This is a genomic window from Streptomyces sp. NPDC017943 (genome assembly GCF_044328425.1).
Lineage (GTDB): Bacteria > Actinomycetota > Actinomycetes > Streptomycetales > Streptomycetaceae > Streptomyces > Streptomyces djakartensis_A.
In genome coordinates this window covers 1-1,197 of the sequence record NZ_JBIRHH010000091.1, presented here as the reverse complement: position 1 = coordinate 1,197, position 1,197 = coordinate 1, and the positions used below count along the sequence as shown (strand labels likewise).

The following is a 1,197-nucleotide window of genomic DNA, read 5'->3' as shown; positions in this document are numbered from 1 at the left end:
CAGCCGTCCAGCAGCTTGCCGGTGAGCTCGGCGACCCGAGCCCCGTCCCGGACCTCACCACTGGTCTCAACGGCCGCCGTCCAGGCCGGTGCCGGACCTTCAGCACATGTTCGTGGATCACTTCGGTGACCGTCATGCCGACCGAGTAGGACAGCCAGCGTCCTCGCCTGGCGAGCCAGGACACGAAGTCGTGGGTGCCGCCGGCGGAGTCCGTGCGGATCAGCGTCCGCCGCCCCCGCCGGTACTTCTTCGGCAGCTGGGCCAGGGCCAGCTGGGCGGTGGTGATGTGGTCGGCGGCCGTGTTGGAGCCCGCGTTTCCCGGTCTGAACAGGGCCGCGACAGGCTCTCCGGTTCCGCCCGGGCCGTGGTCGACGAAGGCCGTCAGCGGATGATGGCCGTAGCTCTTCTTCCAGGTCGCGGCCGCGTCCTGCTTGTCGGAGTGCGCGATCACGAGGACGCCGTCGAGGTCGACGGTGACCGTCCCGTCGGCGTCCGGGGCGTTCTCACCGGCCAACGACCAGACACGGTGACGGACTTCGGAGCATGCGGACCGGATCGCCTGCAGGGCCTTCTCGCCGGAGGCGGCGAGGGTGTCGATCAGGCGGGAGACGGTCGGGTCGGAGGCGACCGGACCGAAGACGGCCGGCTCGGCCCGCAGCATCGCAACGTCCGCGAGGCAGTCCCCGCCCAGCGCGACTGCCAGAGCGAGATCCAGGAGGATCTTGCCAGGATCGTGGACGGCCCGCGGCTTGCGCCACGGCGCCAGAGCTGTGGATATCGCCTGGTCAAGACCGGTCTTGCGGACCGTTTCGACCAGCAGGACCGAACCGGCCCGGGAGACGACCTGGCGGCCGTCGTCCTGGACGCGGACACGGGGGTAGGACCCGATAGGGTGCTTCACTTGGGAAGTGCCTCCGGCGGTGGCAGGAACAAGGACCTCGACAATCCTCATTCTTGCTGGTAAGAGGCACTTTCTGCTTTCCTGCCGGACAAGCCGCTTCACGAAAGCGCGAGGTTAAGCCCCGCTTCTCCCCGCAGGGCAGCACACGCAGGCCTCCGGCGTGTGGGCTCGGGTTCCCCTTGGCCTGCCGGCTGCTTGCGCTAGAGATCATCTCATTTGGCCGGGTAAGCTGCTGGTCGTGTCGAGGATCGTTGAGCGGCTGGTGCCGGACGAGTTGTGGGAGCTGTTCCAGCGGG

The 1,197-nt window shown here is 68.5% G+C and carries 1 pseudogene; it reads right to left on the bottom strand.

The window, feature by feature from the left end:
- A pseudogene (locus ACH4C6_RS36460) lies at positions 1-901 on the bottom strand (IS1380 family transposase); the annotation flags it as partial.
- Between the last annotated feature and the right edge of the window lie 296 nt (positions 902-1,197).